19 protein-coding genes and 1 riboswitch are annotated in these 21,592 nt (G+C 61.0%); of the genes, 11 read left to right on the top strand and 8 right to left on the bottom strand.

All coding sequences use genetic code 11. The annotated features are described in order from the left end of the window. Positions 1–52: 52 nt before the first annotated feature. From HBO23_RS19175 to purM, 7 genes are all read right to left on the bottom strand, one after another. Positions 53–2,173, bottom strand: coding sequence for a TonB-dependent receptor (locus tag HBO23_RS19175; protein ID WP_138448996.1), 2,121 nt, complete (start codon positions 2,171–2,173; stop codon positions 53–55). Further along, positions 2,170–3,396 (bottom strand): MFS transporter, encoded by a 1,227-nt coding sequence (locus HBO23_RS19170; protein WP_170039166.1) that lies wholly within the window; start codon positions 3,394–3,396, stop codon positions 2,170–2,172. The genes HBO23_RS19175 and HBO23_RS19170 overlap by 4 nt, the downstream gene beginning before the upstream one ends. Then, positions 3,386–5,311, bottom strand: coding sequence for an IucA/IucC family protein (locus tag HBO23_RS19165; protein WP_170039164.1), 1,926 nt, complete (start codon positions 5,309–5,311; stop codon positions 3,386–3,388). Before HBO23_RS19165 ends, HBO23_RS19170 begins: the two co-directional genes overlap by 11 nt. A 384-nt stretch (positions 5,312–5,695) precedes the next feature. Continuing rightward, a complete protein-coding gene (locus HBO23_RS19160) occupies positions 5,696–5,884 on the bottom strand; it encodes a hypothetical protein (protein WP_017134878.1) in 189 nt (62 codons plus the stop codon). Positions 5,885–6,260: 376 nt separating this feature from the next. Continuing rightward, positions 6,261–6,974: a DUF3108 domain-containing protein gene (locus HBO23_RS19155; RefSeq protein ID WP_017134879.1), complete on the bottom strand. Its 714-nt coding sequence runs from the start codon at positions 6,972–6,974 to the stop codon at positions 6,261–6,263. A gap of 8 nt (positions 6,975–6,982) precedes the next feature. Beyond that, a complete protein-coding gene (purN, locus tag HBO23_RS19150; protein ID WP_017134880.1) occupies positions 6,983–7,633 on the bottom strand; it encodes a phosphoribosylglycinamide formyltransferase in 651 nt (216 codons plus the stop codon). Then, positions 7,633–8,691, bottom strand: a complete 1,059-nt coding sequence (purM, locus tag HBO23_RS19145) for a phosphoribosylformylglycinamidine cyclo-ligase (protein WP_017134881.1) — start codon at positions 8,689–8,691, stop codon at positions 7,633–7,635. Before purM ends, purN begins: the two co-directional genes overlap by 1 nt. A 355-nt stretch (positions 8,692–9,046) precedes the next feature. On the opposite strand from purM, the gene HBO23_RS19140 reads away from it, so the two are divergent. From HBO23_RS19140 to HBO23_RS19120, 5 genes are all read left to right on the top strand, one after another. After that, positions 9,047–10,087: a DUF2066 domain-containing protein gene (locus tag HBO23_RS19140; RefSeq protein ID WP_170039162.1), complete on the top strand. Its 1,041-nt coding sequence runs from the start codon at positions 9,047–9,049 to the stop codon at positions 10,085–10,087. 53 nt (positions 10,088–10,140) lie between these two features. Next, positions 10,141–11,214 carry an AI-2E family transporter gene (locus HBO23_RS19135; RefSeq protein ID WP_026013513.1) on the top strand — a complete coding sequence of 358 codons (1,074 nt, stop codon included), beginning with the start codon at positions 10,141–10,143 and terminating at the stop codon, positions 11,212–11,214. A gap of 203 nt (positions 11,215–11,417) precedes the next feature. Continuing rightward, complete coding sequence (hda, locus tag HBO23_RS19130) at positions 11,418–12,122, top strand: DnaA regulatory inactivator Hda (protein WP_017134884.1); 705 nt, start codon at positions 11,418–11,420, stop codon at positions 12,120–12,122. 213 nt (positions 12,123–12,335) lie between these two features. Beyond that, entirely contained in the window at positions 12,336–12,980 is a 645-nt protein-coding gene (locus HBO23_RS19125; RefSeq protein ID WP_017134885.1) for an NlpC/P60 family protein, read from the top strand. 144 nt (positions 12,981–13,124) lie between these two features. After that, positions 13,125–13,664, top strand: a complete 540-nt coding sequence (locus tag HBO23_RS19120) for a C40 family peptidase (protein ID WP_017134887.1) — start codon at positions 13,125–13,127, stop codon at positions 13,662–13,664. A 138-nt stretch (positions 13,665–13,802) separates the two neighbouring features. Here HBO23_RS19120 and HBO23_RS19115 read toward each other — a convergent pair whose 3' ends face one another. Continuing rightward, complete coding sequence (locus HBO23_RS19115; protein WP_170039160.1) at positions 13,803–15,116, bottom strand: sorbosone dehydrogenase family protein; 1,314 nt, start codon at positions 15,114–15,116, stop codon at positions 13,803–13,805. A gap of 99 nt (positions 15,117–15,215) precedes the next feature. Further along, positions 15,216–15,467, top strand: a riboswitch (cobalamin riboswitch). A gap of 77 nt (positions 15,468–15,544) precedes the next feature. Here HBO23_RS19115 and cobO point away from each other — a divergent pair. From cobO to HBO23_RS19085, 6 genes are read left to right on the top strand one after another with little or no spacing between them, the layout of a single operon-like run. Further along, the gene (cobO, locus tag HBO23_RS19110; protein WP_010208674.1) at positions 15,545–16,156 is read left to right on the top strand and encodes a cob(I)yrinic acid a,c-diamide adenosyltransferase; all 612 of its coding nucleotides are present in this window, start codon (positions 15,545–15,547) and stop codon (positions 16,154–16,156) included. Beyond that, positions 16,153–17,550, top strand: a complete 1,398-nt coding sequence (locus HBO23_RS19105; RefSeq protein WP_099548859.1) for a cobyrinate a,c-diamide synthase — start codon at positions 16,153–16,155, stop codon at positions 17,548–17,550. The genes cobO and HBO23_RS19105 overlap by 4 nt, the downstream gene beginning before the upstream one ends. After that, positions 17,547–18,197 carry a 5,6-dimethylbenzimidazole synthase gene (gene bluB / locus HBO23_RS19100; RefSeq protein ID WP_017134890.1) on the top strand — a complete coding sequence of 217 codons (651 nt, stop codon included), beginning with the start codon at positions 17,547–17,549 and terminating at the stop codon, positions 18,195–18,197. The genes HBO23_RS19105 and bluB overlap by 4 nt, the downstream gene beginning before the upstream one ends. After that, entirely contained in the window at positions 18,194–19,102 is a 909-nt protein-coding gene (gene cbiB, locus HBO23_RS19095; RefSeq protein ID WP_170039158.1) for an adenosylcobinamide-phosphate synthase CbiB, read from the top strand. The genes bluB and cbiB overlap by 4 nt, the downstream gene beginning before the upstream one ends. After that, positions 19,095–20,084, top strand: a complete 990-nt coding sequence (cobD, locus tag HBO23_RS19090; RefSeq protein WP_170039156.1) for a threonine-phosphate decarboxylase CobD — start codon at positions 19,095–19,097, stop codon at positions 20,082–20,084. The genes cbiB and cobD overlap by 8 nt, the downstream gene beginning before the upstream one ends. Beyond that, positions 20,081–21,532, top strand: coding sequence for a cobyric acid synthase (locus HBO23_RS19085; protein WP_170039154.1), 1,452 nt, complete (start codon positions 20,081–20,083; stop codon positions 21,530–21,532). Before cobD ends, HBO23_RS19085 begins: the two co-directional genes overlap by 4 nt. The last annotated feature ends 60 nt before the right edge of the window (positions 21,533–21,592 follow it).

Raw genomic sequence — 21,592 nt, 5'->3', positions numbered from 1 at the left:
AAACCCCGCTCAAAAGGCGGGGTTTGTGTTTTTAACCTGCAGCTTCAGCCGATCACCAATCCACTGCATAACTCACGCTGAAGGTACGCCCTTCAGCGTTCGGGTACGGCGCACGGGCGTTGGCCTGGGCAAACATGTTCTGGTAATTGCGGTTACTGAGGTTGTAGATCGCGCCTTCCAGGCGACCGACTGGCAACCTGACCGAACCGAGCAGATCGACCAGCGTATAACCTTTGATATCGCGGCCGTTGTTGTCTTTGGCCGCGGCGTCATAGTCGGCCAGTTGCATGCCTTGCAGGCGCAGGCTGTAGTCGCCACGGTCATAACCGACAAAGGCGGTGGTCTTGGCAGGCGAGATACGTGTGGCGGGGAGGTCGATCCATTTACCGTTTTGCTGGGTCTCGCCTTTGGCGTAGGCGTACGTGCCGCCTACCGACCATTGATCGGTGACGTTGTAGGTCAGGCTGGTTTCGATGCCGCGCACGCGCTCTTTCTGGTTGATCAGGCGCAACACACGGTCATTGGCATCATAAAACTGGGTGACGTCCGAGGTGTTCTCATACGCGGTGACATTGGCCAGCCACTTGTCCCAGTTGCCACGCCAGCCCAGCTCGTAACTGTCGACCTTGAGGGCTTGGGCGTTCAGGTCCTGGATGTCGTATTTGCTGTTGACGTCCCGCAGGAAGCGCTGGATATCCGGCAGGGAAAACCCCTGGCTGAAATTGACGAACACGTCCTGGTTTTCATTCAGGTGGTACACCGCACCCAGGTTGTAGAGCGTGTCATCGTATTTGAGGGTGCCGCCCGGCAGTGTGGCGCGGTTGCCGGTCTGCACGATCTCGCCGTAGGCAATGCTGTCGGACACTTCGCTTTCGATCCACTCACGACGGATGCCGCCACGTAAGGTCCAGTCATCGATATCGTAGGACAGCTGGCCAAAAATGGCTTTGGTGGCGGTTGCGATGTCCGGGCCCATCTCAAAGGTGGTGCCGGTCTTGGTATAGCTCAGGCCGTTGACCCGGTATTGGTCGCCGCGTTGGCGCGAGGTTTCATGGTCATAGTCGGCGCCCCAGACCAGGTTACCGGTCGCCGAGCCGATGTCCGGCATTTGTGTATCAATCGCTGCCCGCACACCATAGACGTCTTGCACACTGTTGTTGTCGGACACCCCGGCACGGCCGCGAGACAGGTCGGGGAAGAACAGTGCGTCGGCACGCCGCCAATAACTTTCGACCTGCAAGCCCTGGCCGTAGAAGTCCTTGTCGGCGTAATTGAGGTTGACCGCCTGGTTGTGGGTGAAGGGTTGGTCATCCAGGTCCAGGCCTTTTACCGCGACGGCAGTGCTGGTGATGCGTGGGTTCTTGGTGTAGCGGGTGTCCTGTTCATCTTTATAGTCTTGCAGCGACAGGCTGATCTTCTTGTCGTCATCCAGCTCGTAGCCGAAGCGACCTTGCAGGTCGTAGGTGTCGGTGTCCATGTTGCTGCCCTGGGACGTGTCCTGGGGAATGCGTTTGCCGTTACCGTCGAACTGGTCGTTGCGTTGCACCGTATTGCCCGACACATACCAGTCCACCGGGCCTTTGCGGCCGGTGGCACTTTGGAAGGCTTCGTAGGAAAACCCCTTGTGGCTGAAATTGTTACCGGCGGTCATGCCGATCTTGCTGCTGAAGGCCAGGTCTTCGCCTTTGTTGCGCTTGGTAATGATGTTGATGATGCCGCCTGAGGCGCCGGCGCCGTAGACGCTGCTGGCGCCGGAAATCACTTCGATGCGCTCGATGCTTTCCGGTGCCACGCTGTTGAGCTGGCGGAAGTTGTCACGCGTGGCGTTCTGGGACACGCCATCAATCAGGATCAGCGTGTTGCGCCCGCGCAGCGTTTGGCCGAAGTTGCTCATGCCACCGCTGGAGGGTGCTATGCCCGGGACCAGTTGCCCGAGGATATCGGCAACCCGGCGTCCTGCTGCTGTCTGCTGGCGGATCTGTGCTTCGTCGATGACCTGCACCGAGCCTGGGATCGCGGCAATGCTGGTTTCACTGCGAGTGGCCGAAACGACCGTCGCCTGCAATTGCAGGTTGGTAGCCGCCGCTGGCGCGTCTTCAGGTTGATCGGCCCAGACAGGCGCGCTTATCGAACCGAGCAGGGGCAGCAGGACGGCCCATTGTGATTTGTTCATGATCTTGCCTTTGAGTTATTAGAAGTATTGACAGAAAAATCGGAAGTCTCAGGTGTTCGGGTGAACGAACGGATGGCGCGGATACCCAGGGCCGCCAAGGCATAGGTCAGTGCCACCAGCCAAAAGCTGTGCGCCAAGCCCACCATTGCCATGCCGACGCCACCCAACAGCGCACCGCACAACGCGCCACCTTTTGCGGCGCTATTGCCCAGGCCCAAGGCAAACCCCTGCTGGCTGGGTGCAACGGTGTTGGCGATCAACGTGTAGGCGACCGGCAGCAGCGCGCCTTGCCACACGCCCCACAGCAGCCGGCTGGCGAGGAACCCCAGCCATTCGCCGGCCATCGCCGTGAAGGCCAGCGTCAAGGCGCAAAACCACGTGACCCATTCGATGATGCGTAATGTTTGCGCCGCGGGGTGTCGGTCAAACAGGCGGCCCCACAGCGGCGCGGACAGCGCGAGCGTCAGTGCGCTGGCGGCGTAGCTGGCGCCGATCAGCCAGGCAGGAGCGTGTAGAACATCGGCGACGTACAGGGCATAAAACGGTTGGGGCATCATCTTGGCGGCCTGGATCAGCACGATGATGGCGAGCATTGCGCCGAGCCAGCCTTTGGGCAGTGCCGTAGGCGTTGAGGCGCGTACCGGTCTTGAGCGCGGCGCATCGCTGGGTAGAAACAGGCTGATCAGCGCGCACAGCAGGCAGACCGCCGTGGCGCTGTAGCACAGCAACGCGAAACCGGAAATATCCATCAGCCAGCCACCCAGCACCGGCCCGGCCAGCGAGCCCACGGCGGTGGCCGATTGCAACCGCGCCAGAATGTGCCCGCGCCCACCTTCGGCGCAGTACGCCAGCGCATAGGCTTGGGCTGCTGCAATAAAACCTGCCAGCGCACCTTGCGCCACGCGGATGACCACCAGCAGCCACGGGTCGGTGGTGACAGCGGCCAGCGCCTGGCATACCGCCAGGGCCAGCAGCGCGCGAATGATCATCGGCTTGTGGCCGGTACGATCACCCAGGCGCCCCCACATTGGCGTGAGGATCATCGCCGCCATCATCGGCCCGGCATACACCAGCGACGACAGCAGGCCGGTGTACTGGGCGTTGGCAACGCCCAGCAGTTTCTGGATCTGCAACGGCCAGAAGGGGCCGCTCATCTCCATGGCGCCCATCGACACCAACTGAATCACCACCAACAGACGCAATGCAGTGTTGTTAGCCGACATTGGCGGCAGTGCTCAGCGGGTTCGGCAGGCGTCCGACGATATCGGCGTGGCTTTCCATCAGGCGCATGCGCATAAACGACTTGGCTGGCCAGTCCTGCTCCAGCAGCGCGGCACGTTCGGTCTGCCAACGTTGGGGTTCGACCTGGCTGCGCAAATCATCGAAACACTCGCGGACCTGGGCTGACAGCTCGTCCCACAGCAGCCCCTCCGGAATATCGAAATGGCGCGCACTGAGCAATACCAGTTCGCCCAAGTGGCACATGAACACGGTGTGCAGCAACTTGTCGCGCACGAAGCCGGCATCGTCGTACAAGGTCATCTTCGGGTCGTGCAGTTCGATGTCGAGGCCATGGGCATGCAAGGTCTTGCGGTCGATGCGGATATCACCGAAATCACGCAGCAACAGGCGGTTTGCTTGCCCGTTTGTGCCCATGACCATAAAGGAGTTCTGCTGATGAGCCTCGAAGGCCACGCCATAACGCAAGTACATGCCCAGCAGTGCCGGCACTGCAATCGATGCATAGTCTTTAAAAAACGCCTGCATGGCCTGCGCGTCATCAGCGCCTTTGCTCAGGCGTACCCACTGCTTGAGCAAGGGGTGCCCATGCTGATCAATGGCAAACAGGCTGCCTACCGGAATGGCCATTTCGCCCGGTTCGAGCAGGCTCTGCGGGTTGTCACGGTACAGGACGGCCAGGTGCCGGGAGTGCTCGTCATTGGCAGGTTGTGGTTGGAAATGCACGCCGAGTCGTTCGGGCACGATGCTGAGAATAGGTTGAATTTGCGGTTCGCGTGCCAGGATGGTTTGCAGTAAATGGCTGATCCGTGGCCCCATGCGCGCGGAGCGTGGCGACACTGTGCGCTGCACACTGGTCAAGCGCAGCGACACGGGAAGTTTAACCATTGGCGCGTCGCACCGGCCTTCAGGCAACACGGTCCTGAATGACATGGTGGGGTGGGCGGTGAACGCGACGATGTCGCTCAGCACCAGCAGCCTGTCACCGATTTCATTGGCGAACAGTTGCGGCAGCTCTTGGCGAGCTTGCCAAGGGTGAGCGGGCATCGGCAGGTAGTCGCCAGCCTCAAGGCCTTGAGCGCTTAAGTGCGCTGTCAGTTGGCGGGCGGCCTGCGGGAAGTGGTTTTGCCACCACTGCCAGTAATCTGCAGTACCGGCCAGGCTTTCGACATGGGCGAACTGGCGGTGCAGCGCGCAGAGCAATACCGGAAAGCGCGCCTCGAACTCCGGCGAGAATTCAATCACCTGCTCTGTACCCAAGCCCAACTTCGTCTTGTAGTTGGGGTGCCATGGATGGCCCAAGGTGCCCCACTGCTCGAGTACTGATGTCGGGTTGGAAACGCTTGGGTTGTTCTTGAGGTAGCTGAGCAAATTGTTTTGATGCGCGGGGGCCATTGCGGCGTGCAGCTCGAGGGTCCACTGCTCGTGGAAGGCGAGGCACAGCGTATCGTTGATAAAGCTGTCGTCTATCTCCCGGTTGAGGCGGCTCAAGACGTCTGGGGCGGCAGATGATTCGAGGCTGCTGTTGAGTAATGTCAGCAACTGCGAGGGGAATCGGATTTTCTGTTCGGGCTGGCCAGCGCGCAGGACACTCACCGTGCCGCGCAAATCCCAGCTGGCCATGTGGCCTGGGCGCAGGTGATCAAAACATAGGCGGGTGTGGTCGGGTAGCTCCAGCCAGCAGCGATTGTGTTCGTCATAAGTGCGTGTGGTGGGGTTGAGCAGGCCTTCACGGAACAGGGCTTGGATCAGGCGCTGGAAGCTGCGTTCGGCGGCAGGTGCGAGGGTGTCGATCAGGGCATCAAGCGTGACGTGCTTAGCCAGGAATTGGCGAGTGGAGAGTGCTTCACCCCAGCGTTCCAGCAGTAGTTTTTCCGGTGTGGCGACCTGTCCGTGCATCAAATCGAACTCCTTATCCGTAGGGCTGAGTGAAAAGCGAACGGATACTATCGAGAATCATTACCAAATGTCTATTTGTTGTTACGCTTTTTGCGGAAACGATTATTCAGGGGCGAAAGGAGGGCGGTTCGAAGCCGGAGAGAGCGACCATGCAGGTCTGGAATCAGGGTTGAAGGGGCTAAGTCAGGCTGGTTCAGTGTCTTTGAGGTGACTTGTAGTACGAAGCCTGAGGTTCTGTAGGGTGTGTCTGCTTTCATGCGGTCGTGGCAGAACACAGAAAAACGGTGGCTGTTAGAAACGAAAAACCCCGCTCAAAGGCGGGGTTTTTGTGTGTAGGCACACCAGCTGCTGTGTGGGGCTGGGTGGCTACCAGATTTCAGAGTTTCAGGAGCCTTCAGCCTGGCGTTTCATCTCAAGAGATTCGAGCTCGTTTTTATAATTGTGGGCTTCGTTCTCGTTGTGGAACATGCCGACCAGTTGGTCTTGTTGATGTACATCCCAGATGTGAATCCCATGGCCCAGTGCTTCGTGAGACATGTGTGCATCGTCGCGTTCAGTTACTTTTACAGTCATCTGCTTGCTCCAATCTCTGGTTGATCTGCGGCAAGTCGTCGCAGGCCTCTTTTATATGTTTTGTTAGCTTGCTAAGTAAACCGATTTTGCGCGCAACTATTTATTGCAGGAAATGCAACAGTGCTGCAGGCCACGCAAATCGCGACATTGCGTCGCAGGGTGCTGAGTTTTATGACAAAAGTTTCATGTTCGGATGGGCTTAAAGTCTTGTGGTGACCGTGTTGGCCCTATCGCAGGCAAGCCAGCTCCCACATTTGAAATGCATTCACCTGTGGGAGCTGGCTTGCCTGCGATAGCGGTAGTGGTTTCAACACAAAACCTCCAGGCGAAAAAAAGCCCCGCATTCAGCGAGGCTCTTTTTAATCACATCACGGTATCAGCTACCTTTGATAGCCTGGCCATCAACGGTACCGTCCTGCAGCATGATGTTGTATTCCTTGCCGTCGGTTTCCACCTGGCGCAAGGCTACCAAAATGCCGCCCAGGTCCTTGGCAAACCACATCTGGGTGATGCGCTTGCTTTGCGTCGGGTCACGTACACGTTCAACCTTGATCGCATCGATGGCGCCGACCTTGGTCTGGACCTTTTCCGGGCCGATTACGCGGAAGTCGTAGGTGTCGGTGTCGGTGCCTTCAACGACGATGTAGCTCATGCTCTTCTTGCCGGCCGCCACATCGCGTTGCAGTGCCAACTGGTAAGTCGACTTGTCGAGCATGCCGCTTTGCAGGGCGACGTTGACCGGGTCTTTGTTTTCAAAGCCGGTGACTTTCTTGGCCGTCTGGTCGAAGTCCAGGTTGATCTTCTTCGACTTGCCCAGGCCGCCACGCTCGAAGCTGTAGCTCACGGGCTGCAGGGCATCTTTGTCGAGACGGATAACGCTGGTCTCGGTGAGGCTGGCGATCATCATGGACGCCTTGAAATTCAAGGTCCACGAGCCATTGTCATTCTTGACCAGGCTGCGCTCGGCCGAGCCGCTCATGGGCAACTGCTTCCAGTCGGCGGTGTAGCTGGCGGAGAAAGGGTGAAGGTCTGCTGCTTGCACAGCGGGCAAGGCGAACAGCGCAAAAGCGAAGAGCAGGGCGCGACGCATAAAATCTCCTAGGTTCGAATCAAGTGGCCGCTGGCCGCGAGTAACTGACCGTCCAATAATGCACCCTGTTCGCCGAGAATCAATCGTCCCTCGGCAAACCAGCGAACAGCCAGCGGGTAAATCCTGTGTTCCTGGGTGTGAACCCGTTGCGCAAGTGTCTGCGCCGAATCTGCAGACTCTACCGGAACCACTGCCTGTACGACCAGAGGCCCGCCATCGAGTTCCTCGGTGACAAAGTGCACGCTGCAGCCATGCTCCGTGTCGCCGGCCTCAAGGGCGCGTTGGTGTGTGTGTAACCCTTTGTATTTGGGCAGCAGGGACGGGTGAATATTGAGCAGGCGCCCTTGGTAGTGCCGCACGAAATCGGCGCTGAGGATGCGCATGAAACCGGCAAGCACCACGAGTTTGGGATTGAAGGCGTCGATCAGTTCGATCAAGGCGCTGTCGAAGGCCTCGCGACCTTCGAAAGCCTTGTGATCCAGGGAGCGGGTGTCGATACCCGCGTCCCTGGCGCGTTGCAGGCCGTAGGCGTCGCTGCGGTTGGAGATCACCGCAGCGATGCGCACCGGGCTATCGCCGGTGCGCGTGCTGTCGATCAGGGCCTGCAAGTTACTGCCGGTGCCGGAGAGCAGCACCACGACATCACAGGTCTCAGGCATCAGTGAGCCTTGAGGTTCTTCAGTTCAACCTGGGCCGCGCCTTCTGGAGCGGTTGCGATCTGGCCGATAACCCAAGGCTGCTCGCCCGCTTCACGCAGTACGTTCAGCGCGGTTTCAACGTGCTCTTGAGCCACGCAGATAACCATGCCTACGCCGCAGTTCAGCACGCGGTGCATTTCGGTTTCGTTGACATTGCCTTGCGCTTGCAGCCAGTCGAACACGGCAGGACGCGTCCAGCTTGCCACGTCGACAATCGCCTGTGCGCCTTTAGGCAGCACGCGCGGGATGTTGTCCAGCAGGCCACCACCGGTGATGTGGGCCATGGCTTTGACGGCGCCGGTGTCCTTGATCAGCTTGAGCAAAGGCTTCACGTAGATGCGGGTCGGGGCCATCAGCAGGTCGGTCAGCGGCTGGCCGTCGAGCTGGGTATTCTCGATGTCGGCGCCGGACACTTCGATGATCTTGCGGATCAGCGAGTAGCCGTTGGAGTGCGGGCCGGACGATGGCAGGGCGAGCAGGGCGTCACCGGCTGCGACTTTGGAACCGTCGATGATTTCAGCTTTTTCGACAACACCGACGCAGAAACCGGCCAGGTCGTAGTCTTCGCCTTCGTACATGCCTGGCATTTCAGCGGTTTCGCCGCCGACCAGAGAGCAACCCGACAGCTCGCAGCCGGCGCCGATGCCGGTGACCACTTGAGCAGCGGTGTCCACGTTCAGCTTGCCGGTGGCGTAGTAGTCGAGGAAGAACAGCGGCTCTGCGCCACACACCACCAGGTCGTTGACGCACATGGCAACCAGGTCAATGCCGATGGTGTCGTGCTTGTTCAGGTTCAGCGCCAGGCGCAGCTTGGTGCCCACGCCGTCGGTGCCGGACACCAGCACAGGCTGCTTGTAGCCGGCCGGGATTTCGCAGAGGGCGCCAAAACCGCCCAGGCCGCCCATGACTTCGGGGCGCGCAGTGCGCTTGGCGACGCTCTTGATGCGTTCGACCAATGCTTCACCGGCGTCGATGTCTACACCGGCGTCCTTGTAGCTCAGGGAGGGTTGCTTGCTCATGATCCAGGCCTTTAGGGGGGATTTCTGGGTAACGACCGAGCCGGCAGGCGCTTTTGGTAAAAGGCCCAGCCGCTGACGGTCTGCGAAGGCGCGCGATTTTATCAGGCTTGAGGGGCAGCGGCCATCCTCGGGCCGACGGGCAGGGCCATATAGGTTAAAAAAGCCGGTTAAAAAAATGCTAAACGTGCCGGTAATGGCGTGTATTAAGGTATAGCCTTTAACCCGCTATCGTTATGACAGTACAAAAACTGCCATGACCCTGTGAATGTTTTACCGGCTGCTGTGGTCACAGCCTTGCCAAGCCGAGTTCACGCGGTCTGTTCCAGCCGCTAAATTTGTCGTTCGGGAATCTTCCATGCGTCTGTGTAATTTCTTCTTTGTAGGCTGCTTGTCGTTGGTCAGCCTGGCGAGTCATGCCGAAACCCTCAATGGCCTTTATCAAGTACTTGAACCGGTTGCCAGCCAGTCGCCCCAAGAGCGTGACCAGGCCACCCAGCGCGCCGTGCAAACCCTGGTGATCCGCCTGACCGGCGATGCCAAGGCTGCCGACGGCCCAGGCCTGGCGGCGATTCGCAAAGACCCGCAGCAAATCATCAGCCAATACGGCTACGACGCCGGCCCGCCGGAAAGCCTGCAAGTAGACTTCGACCCTGTGAGCACTGATCGCGCATTGCGTGAGGCCGGCCTGTCGATCTGGGGCAGCAATCGGCCGTCGATCCTCGGCTGGTGGCTCAACGATTCCACTGACGGCAGCAGCCTGGTCGGTGATGGCCAGGCGATAGCCGGTGCACTGCGCCGTGCCGCACAACACCGCGGCTTGCCGTTGCGTTTGCCCTTGGGTGACCTGGATGAGCAGGTCGTCGCCACTGCACCGAATCTGGAAAGTGCCGATGCCACGCCCTTGCGCGCCGCCTCCGAACGCTACGGCGCCGACGCGTTGCTGGCCGTGCACGCGCGCCAGGAAGGCAGCCAGTGGCAGGCCAAATGGCGCCTGTGGCTGGGCGACAAAAGCGAGCAGGGCACCGCCCAGGGCGCTGACACTGGCGCGGTGGCCGATGCCGTGATGTTGGCGGTCAGTCAAAAACTGGCACCGCGTTTTGCCGTCAAGCCAGGTGTGAGCACCGAACAGTTGCTCGAAGTGCAGGGCATGAATCTGGAGCGCTATGCCGCTTTGGGCCATCTGCTCGAACCCTTCGGCGCTCAACCGCAGTTGGTAGATGGCAATCGCATTGTGTACCGGGTCAACGGCAGTGCCGATCAGTTGCGCACTCAGTTGAGCCTGGCCAAGTTGCAGGAAGTGCCTGCGGGCGAAGCGCCGGTTCAACCGCCGGTAGCCGATGGTACGCAGCCGCCGGCTGCCCCGGAGCCCCAGGCGCAGTTACGTTTTCGTTGGTAGGTGATCTTCCTTCTATATAGATAGAAGGAAACAAATGATAGATGGAGTGGTTTATGGCGGATACGCGTCGTTGGGTGTGGCTTGGTGGGGTTGTCCTGCTGTGCGTTTTTGTGTTCTTGCTGCATTCGATCCTGACGCCGTTCCTGGTGGCGTTGCTGCTCGCCTATCTGTTCGATCCCGTGGTGGATCGACTGGAGAAAATCGGCATGTCGCGCACCTGGGGTGTGGTGACGGTGTTTGCGCTGTTCACATTGATCATCACGGTGCTGGTGTTGGTGTTGGTGCCGATGCTGGCCAAGCAGCTGTTCCGTCTCTATGAGCTGGCGCCGCAAATGCTCGACTGGTTGCAGCACACTGCGATGCCGTGGGCTCAGGCCAAGCTGGGGCTGGCGGATGGCTTCTGGAAGTTCGACAAGGTCAAGGCCGCGATCAGTGAGCATATGGGCCAGACCACCGACATTGTCGGTGTGGTGCTCAGCCAGGCCACGGCCTCCAGCCTTGCATTGATCGGCTGGCTGACCAACCTGGTGCTGATCCCGGTGGTGGCGTTCTACCTGCTGCGTGACTGGGACATCATGATGGCCAAGATCCGCAGCCTGCTGCCACGCAATAACGAAGAGCGCATCGTTTCCCTGGCACAAGAGTGCCACGAGGTGCTTGGCGCGTTTGTACGCGGTCAGTTGCTGGTAATGCTGGCGCTGGGGATCATCTATGCCGCCGGCTTGATGGCGATTGGTTTGGAGCTGGGACTGTTGATCGGCTTGATCGCCGGCTTGGCCGCCATCGTGCCGTACATGGGCTTTGTGATTGGCATCGGCGCCGCGCTGGTGGCCGGGCTGTTCCAGTTTGGCGGCGACCTGTACCCGATGCTTGGGATCGTGGCGGTATTCATGGTCGGCCAGGCTTTGGAAGGCATGGTACTGACGCCGTTGCTGGTGGGTGACCGCATTGGCTTGCACCCGGTAGCGGTGATCTTTGCGATCCTGGCGGGTGGTGAGCTGTTTGGCTTTACTGGCATCTTGCTTGCGCTGCCGGTGGCGGCGGTGATCATGGTGTTGGTGCGCCACGTCCATGATCTATATAAGGATTCGGATGCGTATACCGGGGTTGAAGACCCGGACCTGTAACCGTTTCGCAACAAACCCGGCCTAAGCCGGGTTTGTTGTTTCTGGGGCGGGGTGTCAAACAAATTGCGCAAATCGCCCCAAGTTAACGCAAACCTTTGATTTTGCTTGTGGTCTGCTGCATTGTGCGCCCGGCTTCACGGGTATAAACTTTGCAAACTTTACACAGAGGCCACTAACGGTTCGTTTGGAGCCGTTCAGTCAGCATGAAACCGATTCAGCTGCCCTTGGGTGTGCGTCTGCGTGACGACGCCACCTTTATCAATTACTACCCAGGCGCCAATGCCGCTGCACTCGGCTATGTCGAGCGGCTCTGCGAAGCCGACGCCGGGTGGACTGAAAGCCTGATCTATCTGTGGGGCAAACACGGCGTGGGGCGTACCCACCTGTTGCAGGCCGCGTGCCTGCGCTTCGAGCAGATGGGCGAGCCGGCGGTTTACTTGCCGCTGGCTGAGTTGATGGACCGTGGCATTGGCATCTTCGACCACCTTGAGCAATACGAACTGGTGTGCCTGGATGACCTGCAGGCCATCGCCGGCAAGGCAGATTGGGAAGAGGCGCTGTTTCACCTGTTCAACCGCCTGCGTGACAGCGGCCGGCGCTTGCTGATTGCTGCGTCCACCTCGCCGCGTGAGCTGCCGGTGAAACTGGCTGACCTCAAATCACGCCTGACCCTGGCGCTCATCTTTCAAATGCGCCCACTCTCCGACGAAGACAAGCTGCGTGCCCTGCAATTGCGCGCATCGCGCCGTGGCCTGCACCTGACCGACGAAGTCGGGCACTTTATTCTCACCCGTGGCACCCGCAGTATGAGCGCGTTGTTCGATTTGCTCGAACAGCTCGATCAAGCCTCCTTGCAGGCCCAGCGCAAGCTGACCATTCCGTTTCTCAAGGAAACCCTCGGCTGGTAGCCAGCCCTTGTCCAGTGGGGTTTTCGGCAACTTCCAGGCGCCAGAAAACCTGCGTTTGGGCCGGTTTGGCCACGCAACAGGCATGAATAGGGTGTTAAGGGCTTAGATGTCATAGTCCAAACCAGAAGTCACATAGATCACGATTGAATTTGCAAATCGATGTGATAGAGGGCATAGTCTCGACTTCTTTACACATCAGCCACGGTCGTGCCCATGCTAAATCGCTTTGCACCCCTCGTGCCTCTCGCACTCGTTACCCTGTTGTTTGGTTGCGCCACCCACACTCAAAACGTGGCTGAGCAGCAAAAACCACAGGTTCAAAATCAGGCAAAGTTCGTTGCAGCGCAGTCTTCTACTGTTTATGAAGAAGCTCTTTATAAAGAAGAGCAGGCTACTGAGAAAGAACTCGCTGCCTTCGCCGGCAACAAGCCTTACCAGCTTCCCGTTCTGGCCGACAGCATCCTCGAACGCGGCATGTCCCTGATCGGTACCCGTTACCGTTTCGGCGGTACCTCTGAAGCCGGTTTCGACTGCAGCGGCTTTATCGGCTACCTGTTCCGTGAAGAAGCCGGCATGAATTTGCCACGCTCTACACGCGAAATGATCAACGTGGATGCACCGTTGGTCGCACGCAACAACCTCAAGCCCGGTGATCTGCTTTTCTTTAGTACGGCAGGCCGTGGTCGTGTAAGCCACGCCGGTATCTACTTGGGCGATAACCAGTTTATCCACTCCAGCAGCCGTCGCAGTGGCGGTGTTCGAGTCGACAACCTGGGTGACAGCTACTGGAGCAAAACCTTCATCGAAGCCAAGCGCGCCCTCGCCATGGCCCCGACTACGGTTACCGCTAGCAAGTAAAGTTAAAGTGATACTTGAAGTTTGACGCGTAAGCGCTAGAATCCCTGGACATTGTTGTAATCCGTTCGCGCGAGCTTTGCTTGCGCGTTCTGGTTTTCAGCGTTCGGCAGCGAAAGCCGCATCCAGATCAGGATTGTTCTGCCCATGTCGACCTCAGCCCGCCTCATTCTTCTTGTTTGCGCCGCGCTCCTCAGCGCCTGCGCAAGCCGTCCACCGCCGCCTGCGCCTGTCGCGGTCAAGCCCAGGCCGGTGTTCAACTATTCGACCCAAAATTTCTCGCCAGCTGCCGAAGACGTGCTCTTCCGTGCGCTGGGCCTGGTCGGCACGCCTTACCGTTGGGGCGGCAACACCCCGGACTCCGGGTTCGATTGCAGCGGCCTGATCGGCTTTGTGTACCGTGACGCCGCCGGCATCAGCCTGCCGCGCACCACCCGCGAACTGATCGTGATGCGCGCTCAGGATGTGAGCGAAAACAACCTGCAAACCGGCGACCTGATCTTCTTCGCCACCGGCGGCGGCTCGCGAGTAAGCCACGCAGGTATCTACGTGGGTGAAGGGCGATTCGTACACGCCCCGCAAACGGGCGGTACGGTGAAGCTGGACACCTTGTCCAAGGCCTATTGGCAGAATGCCTACCTGAGCGCCAAGCGCGTGTTGCCGGCAAGCCTGGCGCGTAATCCTTAAGCCACTCGGGCCCAAGTGTCTGAGCCGGCTTGTGTGGGAGCTGGCTTGCCTGCGATTCAGGCGGCTCGGTCTGTCAGTTAAACCGAGGCGATTCCATCGCAGGCAAGCCAGCTCCCACATGGGCCCCATACAAGGCAGTTACTTAACCGCCGACACCCGCCACACCTTATTCCCCACATCATCGGCCACCAGCAAATCCCCTTGCTGATCAATCACCACGCCCACCGGCCGGCCCATGGCTTTTTCGTCTTTATTGAGAAACCCGGTCAGCACGTCCACCGGCTGCCCCTTGGGTTGCCCACCCTCGAACGGCACGAAGATCACCTTGTAGCCACTTTGCGGTTTGCGGTTCCACGAACCATGCTGGCCAATAAAAGCGCCGTTGCTGAACTGTGCCGGGAGTTTACTGCCCTCGGCAAACGTCAACCCAAGGGACGCGGTATGCGGCCCCACGGCATAGTCCGGGGCGATGGCCTTGGCGACCAGGTCGGGGTTTTGCGGTGAGACCCGCACGTCCACATGTTGGCCGTAGTAACTGAAGGGCCAGCCATAAAACGCGCCATCCTTGACCGAGGTGATGTAGTCCGGCACCAGGTCGCTGCCGATTTCGTCGCGCTCGTTGACCGCCGTCCACAGCTTGCCGCTCTGCGGTTCCCAGGCCATGCCATTGGGGTTGCGCAAACCGGAGGCAAAGATACGGTGCTGGCCCGTGGCGCGGTCGACCTCCCAGATCGCCGCTCGGCCTTCCTCCGCCGCCAGGCCGTTCTCACCGACATTGCTGTTGGAGCCGACACTCACATACAACTTGCTGCCGTCCTTGCTGGCCACCACATTTTTGGTCCAGTGGTGGTTGATACTGCCGCCCGGCAGGTCGACCACCTTGGTACCGGCCTCCTTGATCGCGGTTTCACCCGGCTGGTAAGGGAAGCGCAGCAGCTTGTCCGAATCGGCGACGTACAGGTCGTTACCCACCAGGGTCATGCCAAACGGTGAATTGAGGTTCTCCAGAAACACCGTGCGCGTCTCGGCCACGCCATCATGGTCGGCATCGCGCAGCAGTGTGATGCGGTTCGGGCTCGGCACGCCCGCGCCCGCGCGGCCCATGACCTTCTCCATCACCCAGCCACGAATGCCCGTGGCGTCATCCGGTTTGGGTGGCGAATTGGTTTCGGCTACCAGCACATCCCCGTTAGGCAAAACGTAGAGCCAGCGCGGGTGATCCAGGCCTTCGGCAAATGCCGCTACTTGAGTCCCGGCAGCGGCTGTCGGCTTGGCACCCTCCGGCCAGCCGATCGCCGGGGCGATGTTTACGGTGGGGATCAGGGTTTTGTTCGGCTCCGGCAGCTTGGGCGATGGCCCGGTGCCGTCCGAGACCTGCAGGGTAGAGCTTTCACCGCAGGCGGCGAGGGTGCCTGCCAGCATGATCAGTAAGGCGAGTCTGGTTTTGTACATGGTTTTCTCCTTAATACCTGTAAAGGTAGAGAAGCGCGGCAGTCGGATGGTTCAAGTGCAAGGCCAGCTTTAATTGACGCTCCACCCCCAACCCACTAACCTTCGCGGCTTGTTCCAGGTGCTCTGTGGCCCATGTGCCGACAGAGTGAAACAGGGAAGCCGGTGAGTGAGCGCGTTTGTACACAGCGCAGCCGCAATTCCGGCGCTGCCCCCGCAACGGTAAATGAGTCAAAACGGTGCCTTTTGCCACTGTATCCGCGTGATATGGGAAGGCGCGCCGTTGGCCTGCTCGCGCTATCAGCAGAGCGCCACTCATGAGCCCGGAGACCGGCCTGGATCATCCAACAGCATCACGGTGGGCGATGCTTGGCTGTCTGTTTTTCTTTTTCCTGCCCGCCGTTTTTGTCCAGCCCCAACGGAGAGCTGCCATGACTGATTCCCCCGACCGCGACGAACGCCACCTGGCGCGCATGCTGCGCAAAAAAGCCGTGATCGACGAGCGTATCGCCAATTCCCCAAACGAATGCGGCTTGCTGCTGGTGCTGACCGGTAACGGCAAAGGCAAAAGCAGCTCGGCATTCGGCATGCTCGCCCGCGCCATGGGCCACGGCATGCAGTGCGGCGTGGTGCAGTTCATCAAGGGGCGTAACAGCACCGGCGAAGAGTTGTTCTTCCGGCGTTTCCCCGAGCAAGTGCGTTTCCATGTAATGGGCGAAGGCTTCACCTGGGAAACCCAGGACCGCCAGCGCGACATCGCCGCCGCCGAAGCCGCCTGGGCGGTTTCCCGCGAATTGCTGCAAGACCCGTCCATCGGCCTGGTGGTGCTGGACGAGTTGAACATCGCCCTCAAGCACGGCTACCTCGATCTGGACCAGGTGCTCAGCGACCTGCAGGCCCGCCCACCCATGCAGCACGTTGTGGTGACTGGCCGTGGCGCCAAGCCTGAACTGATCGAAATGGGCGACACCGTCACCGAAATGGGCATGCTCAAGCACGCGTTCCAAGCCGGTATCAAGGCACAGAAGGGCGTCGAACTTTGAATCAGCCCCGTCATTGCCCAGCCGTATTGATCGCCGCACCGGCGTCCGGCCAGGGCAAAACCACCGTCACCGCCGCGCTCGCCCGCTTGCACCGCAACCTGGGGCGCAAGGTGCGCGTGTTCAAATGCGGGCCGGATTTTCTCGACCCGATGATCCACGAGCGCGCCAGCGGTGCGCCGGTGTATCAGTTGGACATGTGGATGGTGGGCGAGCAAGAAAGTCGCCGCTTACTGTGGGAAGCAGCCGGCGAGGCTGACCTTATTCTCATCGAAGGCGTAATGGGGCTGTTTGACGGCACACCGTCGAGCGCCGACCTGGCGCGGCACTTTGGTGTGCCGGTGCTCGGGGTCATTGATGGCACCGCCATGGCCCAGACCTTTGGTGCCTTGGCCTTGGGCCTGGCGCGCTACCAGCCGGACTTGCCATTCGCCGGTGTGCTGGCCAATCGCGTTGGCACCCTGCGTCATGCGCAGCTGCTCGAGGGCAGCCTCACCGAAGGCCTGCGCTGGTATGGCGCGCTGTCCCGTGAAACCGGGATTGAATTACCGAGCCGTCACCTGGGCCTGGTGCAAGCCAGTGAACTCAATGACCTCGATGCGCGCCTGGACGCCGCAGCCCAGGCGCTGGGCAGCAGCTGCGAAGTGGCGTTGCCGCCGCCGGTGACGTTCGCCGCGCCGCAACTGATTGAGGCTGAGCCGCTGTTGGCCGGTGTGCGTATTGCCGTAGCCCGTGATGAAGCCTTCGCTTTTACCTACGGCGCCAGCCTGGATCTGTTGCGGGCAATGGGCGCTGAGTTGAAGTTTTTCTCGCCGATCCATGATCACCAATTGCCCGACGCCGACAGCCTGTACTTGCCCGGCGGCTATCCCGAATTGCATCACCAGGCACTGTCTGAAAACACCCGGATGCTTGCGGCTATTCGCACCCATCATGCGGCTGGCAAACCACTGCTGGCTGAATGTGGCGGCATGCTCTACCTGCTGGATTCGCTCACCGATGTGGACGGCGCCCGTGCCGAACTGGTCGGCCTGCTGCAAGGCGATGCGGTGATGCAAAAGAAACTTGCCGCCCTGGCCCTGCAAAGTGTCGAGTTGCCCGAAGGCGTGCTGCGCGGCCATACCTATCACCATTCCCTGACCAGCACCGAATGGCAGCCGATTGCCCGCGGCCTGAGCCCCAATGGCGGGCGCGGGGCGGAGGCGGTGTATCGGCAGGGGCGGATGACGGCTTCATACGTGCACTTTTATTTTCCGTCGAATCCAACGGCGGTGGCCGCACTCTTCGCGCCGAGCATTGAGACCGCTATCGCAGCGATGCGGCGACCCGACAAGCCAGCTCCCACAGGGGAATGCATTGCAAATGTGGGAGCGGGCTTGCCCGCGATAGGGCCATGACCAACAACGCCTATCCCCAAGCCGACCGCCAAGCCGTCTACCGCGCCATCGCCGAACGCCGCGACATGCGCCACTTCACCGGCGGCACGGTCGCGCCCGAATTGCTGCACCGCCTGCTCCAGGCCGCACACCAGGCGCCCAGCGTGGGCTTGATGCAACCCTGGCGGTTTATCCGCATCAGCGACCGTCAACTGCGTGGGAATATTCAGCAATTGGTGGAGGAAGAACGCGTGCGCACCGCCGAAGCCCTGGGCGAGCGCTCCGACGAATTCATGAAGCTCAAGGTCGAAGGCATCCACGACTGCGCCGAAGTATTGGTGGCCGCGTTGATGGACGACCGCGAGCGCCATATTTTTGGCCGGCGCACCTTGCCGGAGATGGACATGGCGTCGCTGTCCTGCGCGATCCAGAATCTCTGGCTGGCCGCCCGTGTCGAGGGCATTGGTATGGGCTGGGTCTCGCTGTTCGAGCCACAAGCCCTGGCCGACCTGCTGGGCCTGCCGCCCGGCGCCAAACCCCTGGCCGTCTTGTGCCTGGGCCCGGTGGCCGAGTTCTACCCGGCACCGATGTTGCAACTCGAAGGCTGGACCGAACCACGGCCGCTGAGTGACATGTTGTATGAGAATGTGTGGGGAGTGAGTCAATGAGTGTGGCCTTGCTGTGTGTCGCTGCGGTGGCGCTGGATGCGCTGCTGGGTGAACCCAGGCGCTGGCATCCGCTGGTGGCGTTCGGCAATTTCGCCGGGCGCATCGAGCAACGTTTCAACACCGGTGGCCGTGGCTGGCGCAGCCACGGCGTGACCGCATGGTTTATCGCCGTGGTGCCGCTGACACTGCTGGCGACCGCGTTATCGTGGGCGCCCTATATCGGCTGGGTCCTGGAAATCCTGGCGCTGTACCTGGCGCTGGGCATGCGCAGCCTGGGTGAACATGTGATCCCGGTTGCGCAGGCGTTGCGCAGCGGTGACCTGGATGAAGCGCGCAAACGTGTGAGTTATCTGGTCAGTCGCCAGACCAGCGAGCTGGACAGCACCGAAGTCGCCCGCGCCGCCACCGAGTCAGTGCTGGAGAACGGCAGCGACGCGGTATTCGCCGCGTTGTTCTGGTTTGTGGTCGCCGGTGTGCCGGGCGTGGTGCTGTACCGCCTGAGCAATACCCTCGACGCCATGTGGGGCTATCGCAACGAACGCTTCGAGCGCTTCGGCTGGGCAGCGGCCAGGATCGACGATGTGCTCAACTATATTCCTGCACGGCTGGTGGCGCTGACCTACGCCGTTTTAGGCAAAACTCGCTTGGCGCTCAGATGCTGGCGCACCCAAGGCCCCACCTGGGACAGTCCCAACGCGGGTCCGGTGATGGCGGCCGGGGCGGGCGCCCTGGGCGTCGAGCTGGGTGGCGCGGCGATCTATCACGGCGAGCTGCATCAGCGTCCGCAGTTGGGCGAAGGCCCGGCCGCCGATGCCGACGCCATCGACCGTGGCTGGCAACTGGTGCAGCGTGGCGTTTGGTTATGGCTGTTGATCCTCTGCGCGGGGGCGCAATTGTATGCTTGAGCACGGTGGGCGCCTGCGTAAGGCGGTGATTGAATACGGGATTGCCGAGGCCGATTGGCTTGACCTGTCCAGCGGCCTCGCGCCCTGGCCCTGGCCGATCCCGGACATCCCGCTGCGCGCCTGGGCGCGTTTGCCGGAAGCCGACGACGGCCTGGAAAAGGCCGCCTGCGACTATTACGGTGCCGCCCACCTGCTGCCGGTGCCGGGCTCCCAGGCCGCGATCCAGCTGCTGCCGCGTCTGCGCCGCTCCGGCAAGGTTGGCGTGTTGTCGCCCTGTTACGCCGAGCACGCCGAAGCCTGGCGCCGCGCCGGGTATGTGGTGCGCGAAGTGCAGGAGCAGGAAGTCGACTTCTTTCTCGACAGCCTTGACGTGCTGGTGGTGGTTAACCCCAACAACCCCACCGGCCTTAGCCTGAGCCCGCAACGCCTGCTGGACTGGCACGCGCGGCTGGCCCAACGCGGCGGTTGGCTGGTGGTGGACGAGGCATTCATGGACGTCACACCAGAGCTCAGCCTGGCCAGCCACACCCATCATGTCGGCCTGATTGTATTGCGCTCGTTCGGCAAATTTTTCGGCCTGGCCGGTGTGCGCCTGGGCTTCGTGCTGGCTGAGCGCCGGTTGCTGCGGCTGTTGGCCGAGCAGGTTGGGCCGTGGGCCGTCAGCGGGCCGACCCGCGTGCTCGGCCAAGTGTGCCTGCGTGATACCGCCGGGCAGGTTCGTCAGCGTGAGCGCTGTGTCGAAGCGGGTCGGCGCTTGTTTGACCTGCTCGAACGCCACGGCTTTCAACCCCACGGTGGCTGCGCCCTGTTCCAGTGGCTGATCACCCCGCACGCCGAACGCATGCATGAATTCATGGCCCAGCGCGGCATTCTGCTGCGCCTGTTTGTCCACGACAGCAGCCTGCGCTTTGGCTTGCCCGATACCGAGGCAGATTGGCTGCGACTCGACGAAGCCCTGGCTGTCTACAAGGAAGCACCATGAGTACGCTGATGGTGCAAGGCACCACCTCCGACGCGGGCAAAAGTACCCTGGTGACCGCGCTGTGTCGCTGGCTGGTGCGCCAAGGCATCGCGGTGGCGCCGTTCAAGCCGCAGAACATGGCGCTCAACAGTGCCGTGACCGCTGAAGGTGGCGAGATCGGCCGCGCCCAGGCGGTGCAAGCCCAGGCCGCCAACCTGGCGCCACACACTGACATGAACCCGGTGCTGCTCAAACCCAACAGCGACACCGGCTCCCAAGTCATCATCCATGGCCGCGCCGTGACCAGCATGAACGCCGTGGCCTATCACGACTATAAAGCCATCGCGATGCAGGCGGTGCTAGCCTCTCACACACGCCTGAGCGCGGCTTACCCGGTGGTGATGGTGGAAGGCGCGGGGTCGCCTGCCGAGATCAATCTGCGCGCCAATGACATTGCCAATATGGGTTTTGCCGAGGCTGTGGATTGCCCGGTGCTACTGATTGCCGACATCAATCGCGGCGGCGTGTTCGCCCACCTGGTCGGCACTCTGGAATTGCTTTCGCCAACCGAACAGGCGCGGGTCAAGGGCTTCATTATCAACCGTTTTCGCGGCGATATCGCCTTGCTGCAGCCTGGCCTCGACTGGTTGGAAGCGCGCACCGGCAAGCCCGTGGTGGGCGTACTGCCCTACGTGATGGACCTGCACCTGGAAGCCGAAGACGGCATCGACCAGCGCCAGATCGACAAGGCCGCCCAAGTGCTCAAGGTGGTGGTGCCGGTATTGCCGCGCATCAGCAACCACACCGATTTCGACCCGCTGCGCCTGCACCCGCAGGTGGATTTGCAGTTTGTCGGGCCGGGCCAGCCGATTCCGCCTGCCGACCTGATTATCCTGCCGGGCTCCAAAAGCGTGCGCAGTGACTTGGCCTATTTGCGCGCCAACGGCTGGGACACTGCCGTGGCGCGGCACTTGCGTTATGGCGGCAAGGTGCTGGGGATTTGCGGCGGCTTGCAGATGCTCGGCGAGCAGCTGCATGACCCGCTCGGGCTGGAAGGGCCGGCTGGCTCCAGTGAAGGCTTGGGGCTGTTGGCGTTCAGTACGACGCTGGAGGAAGAGAAGCAGCTGCGCAATGTGCGTGGGCGCTTGTTGCTGGAAGATGCCGAGGTCAGTGGTTATGAGATCCACGCCGGCGTGACTTGCGGTGAAGCGCTGGCGAACGCCGCCGTGCGGTTGGATGACGGCCGCAGTGACGGCGCCCAGAGTGCCGACGGGCAGATTCTCGGCACCTACCTGCATGGCCTGTTCGAAAGCCCCGCGGCGTGCAGCGCCTTGTTGCGCTGGGCTGGGTTGCAGGACGTGCAGGAGGTGGATTACCACGCCTTGCGCGAGCGCGATATCGAGCGTTTGGCGGACCTGGTGGAGAACCACCTGGATACCGCGTTGTTGCGCAAGCTATGCGGGCTCTGACGGTGTACACCCAGTCCAAATGTGGGAGCTGGCTTGCCTGCGATGGCGGTTTGTCGGTGT

Source organism: Pseudomonas sp. WS 5532 (genome assembly GCF_012985445.1).
Classification (GTDB): domain Bacteria; phylum Pseudomonadota; class Gammaproteobacteria; order Pseudomonadales; family Pseudomonadaceae; genus Aquipseudomonas; species Aquipseudomonas edaphica.
The sequence above is the reverse complement of the archived record's forward strand: the minus strand, read 5'-3'. Positions and strand labels throughout refer to the sequence as shown.

Excerpts from the sequence above, each read along its gene's own strand:
- HBO23_RS19170 (WP_170039166.1), bottom strand. The coding sequence starts at position 3,396 with ATGTCGGCTAACAACACTGCATTGCGTCTGTTGGTGGTGATTCAGTTG.
- HBO23_RS19135 (WP_026013513.1), top strand. The coding sequence starts at position 10,141 with ATGGCGGATACGCGTCGTTGGGTGTGGCTTGGTGGGGTTGTCCTGCTG.
- HBO23_RS19120 (WP_017134887.1), top strand. The coding sequence starts at position 13,125 with ATGTCGACCTCAGCCCGCCTCATTCTTCTTGTTTGCGCCGCGCTCCTC.
- purN (WP_017134880.1), bottom strand. The coding sequence starts at position 7,633 with ATGCCTGAGACCTGTGATGTCGTGGTGCTGCTCTCCGGCACCGGCAGT.
- hda (WP_017134884.1), top strand. The coding sequence starts at position 11,418 with ATGAAACCGATTCAGCTGCCCTTGGGTGTGCGTCTGCGTGACGACGCC.
- HBO23_RS19175 (WP_138448996.1), bottom strand. The coding sequence starts at position 2,173 with ATGAACAAATCACAATGGGCCGTCCTGCTGCCCCTGCTCGGTTCGATA.
- bluB (WP_017134890.1), top strand. The coding sequence starts at position 17,547 with ATGACCAACAACGCCTATCCCCAAGCCGACCGCCAAGCCGTCTACCGC.
- HBO23_RS19160 (WP_017134878.1), bottom strand. The coding sequence starts at position 5,884 with ATGACTGTAAAAGTAACTGAACGCGACGATGCACACATGTCTCACGAA.
- HBO23_RS19155 (WP_017134879.1), bottom strand. The coding sequence starts at position 6,974 with ATGCGTCGCGCCCTGCTCTTCGCTTTTGCGCTGTTCGCCTTGCCCGCT.
- cobD (WP_170039156.1), top strand. The coding sequence starts at position 19,095 with ATGCTTGAGCACGGTGGGCGCCTGCGTAAGGCGGTGATTGAATACGGG.
- HBO23_RS19165 (WP_170039164.1), bottom strand. The coding sequence starts at position 5,311 with ATGCACGGACAGGTCGCCACACCGGAAAAACTACTGCTGGAACGCTGG.
- HBO23_RS19115 (WP_170039160.1), bottom strand. The coding sequence starts at position 15,116 with ATGTACAAAACCAGACTCGCCTTACTGATCATGCTGGCAGGCACCCTC.
- purM (WP_017134881.1), bottom strand. The coding sequence starts at position 8,691 with ATGAGCAAGCAACCCTCCCTGAGCTACAAGGACGCCGGTGTAGACATC.
- cobO (WP_010208674.1), top strand. The coding sequence starts at position 15,545 with ATGACTGATTCCCCCGACCGCGACGAACGCCACCTGGCGCGCATGCTG.
- cbiB (WP_170039158.1), top strand. The coding sequence starts at position 18,194 with ATGAGTGTGGCCTTGCTGTGTGTCGCTGCGGTGGCGCTGGATGCGCTG.
- HBO23_RS19140 (WP_170039162.1), top strand. The coding sequence starts at position 9,047 with ATGCGTCTGTGTAATTTCTTCTTTGTAGGCTGCTTGTCGTTGGTCAGC.
- HBO23_RS19125 (WP_017134885.1), top strand. The coding sequence starts at position 12,336 with ATGCTAAATCGCTTTGCACCCCTCGTGCCTCTCGCACTCGTTACCCTG.
- HBO23_RS19085 (WP_170039154.1), top strand. The coding sequence starts at position 20,081 with ATGAGTACGCTGATGGTGCAAGGCACCACCTCCGACGCGGGCAAAAGT.